This window comes from Nocardia sp. NPDC060220 (assembly GCF_042727815.1).
In the GTDB taxonomy this organism is placed as follows: Bacteria; Actinomycetota; Actinomycetes; order Mycobacteriales; family Mycobacteriaceae; genus Nocardia.
This window is the reverse complement of sequence record NZ_JBHWZY010001146.1, coordinates 1-1759: the sequence shown is the minus strand read 5'-3', so window position 1 is coordinate 1759 and position 1759 is coordinate 1. Positions and strand designations below refer to the sequence as shown.

The window sequence follows — 1759 nt, the reverse complement described above, 5'->3', positions numbered from 1 at the left end:
CCAGCGGCAGCGCGCCCGGTCCACGGCGGATCAGCTGGGCGAGGTCGACACCGTCGACATACTGCATCGCGATAACGCCTCCTCACAGACACCCACGACAGAAAGCGACACAGAGCATGGCTTCCGTGCACAAAGAGATCCTCATCGACGCCGACCCCGCACAGGTGTGGGCGGTCATCAGCGACTTCACCGACGGCCCTGTCCGGATGGCCCCGGGATTCGTCACCGACAGCCGACTCGTCGAGCCCGGGGTCAGGACCGCCACTTTCGCCGACGGAACAGTCGTTCGCGAGCGCCTCATCGCCCTCGACGAGCAATCACGCCGAATCGCCTACTCCGTCATCGGCGACACCATGCAGCCCACCCACGACAACGCGTCGATGCAGGTCTTCCCCCACGGTGACGGCCACAGCCGATTCGTCTGGATCCACGACGTCCAACCCGACGACCTCGCCGTCCCGATGGGCGCGGCAATGGAACACGGCCTCACCATCTTCAAGCAGACGATGGAGACCAGCCGCTAGCACCCCGCGCCATGCACCGAGAGGCTCCAGTCGGGTCGGGGTGGCGCTGCGTGGACCGAACGCGCTACCCGTGCGGTGGCGTCGACGATCACAAGCTCTCGGTGGCGGTCAACGCAGGCCGGGAATCACTTTCGCTGCCGCGATCACCGCGGCCAGGTAACGGTCGCGTTCGGCCCTGGTCACCGCGGCCCGCATCGGGCCGACGATCAGCTCCGCCAGCACATCCCCGCCGGAGCCGAAGACGGGCGCCGACACGTAACTGATCGGCAGTGCCACATCGGTGTCGAGTTCGGCAGGACGATAAGCCGTGCCGCTGATCTCCCCGAGCAGCGCGAGCACCCGTTCGCGCAGCGTTCGGCTGACCGGATCGTGGGCGAGATGGTCGACGACGTCGGCGAGGACATCGAGGGTGGCGACGCTGCGGGAGTCGACCCCCCAGACCGCGGCGCCGACGACGCGGATGTCGCCGAGAAGCCGCTCGAATTTCACGCGATCTTGCGGCTCGGCCGCCGCCAGCCACGGTTGCCGGATCAGGTCGGAGGAATGGGCCACGATCGTCGCCGCGGCGGGCGGGATGAGCGGCAATCTGGTGCCGACCGAGATTCCGGCGGGAATTCGTCCACGGTTCTCGACGACGGCGCTGAACAGGATCTCGGCGCCGTCGACAACAACCAGCGCGACACCACAATCCACGTCCTGCGCCAGGCCCTGCAGGGCGGCGTGCAACGACGAGTCCTCGGCGAGCTTGCTTCGTTCTCGCTCGGCGGTCCGCAGGAACGCGGGACCCAACTCGTAGGTGAGATCACCGCGGCGAGTGACCCACCCGCGCGCCCGCAGCGCGGAGAGCACGTTGCCGACCGTCGACCGGCTCAGCGCGAGACAATCGGCGATCTGCGCCGAGGTCTGCGGTTCAGCCGCGTCGGCGAGAAGTTCCAGCACGGACACGACGCGCTGTGTGGGCGGTGATGCATCGACAGGCTCCACATTGTCGCCCACCGCGCCTCCTCCCCTCCGCCCTGGAGTACCTATTCGCACACCACGATACAACTATTCGGTTTCTCGAGTGTGATTGCGCAGCATCGTCGCGATCAGCACCGCAGCGAGCCCGACCAGCGCGGCGGCGATCGTCAGGGCATAGGAGAACGCTTGGGTCGCGGCCTGCCGAGCGTCGATCGAGCCGGCCGAGGAGTCACCGCGACGCGTGGCGAGCGTCACCAGGATCGCCAAACCCAGTG

General features: G+C 67.6%; 3 protein-coding genes. 1 reads left to right on the top strand and 2 read right to left on the bottom strand.

The genetic code is table 11. From position 1 onward, the window contains the following. Window positions 1–116 precede the first annotated feature (116 nt). Window positions 117–524, top strand: coding sequence for an SRPBCC family protein (locus ACFWF3_RS34645; protein ID WP_379318277.1), 408 nt, complete (start codon window positions 117–119; stop codon window positions 522–524). Between the two features lie 108 nt (window positions 525–632). On the opposite strand, the gene ACFWF3_RS34640 is transcribed toward ACFWF3_RS34645, so the two are convergent. Both ACFWF3_RS34640 and ACFWF3_RS34635 read right to left on the bottom strand, forming a co-directional pair. Then, entirely contained in the window at window positions 633–1469 is an 837-nt protein-coding gene (locus ACFWF3_RS34640; RefSeq protein ID WP_379318275.1) for a helix-turn-helix domain-containing protein, read from the bottom strand. Window positions 1470–1571: 102 nt separating this feature from the next. After that, window positions 1572–1759 (bottom strand): hypothetical protein (locus tag ACFWF3_RS34635; protein WP_379318273.1); only part of this gene is annotated, 188 nt, incomplete at its 5' end.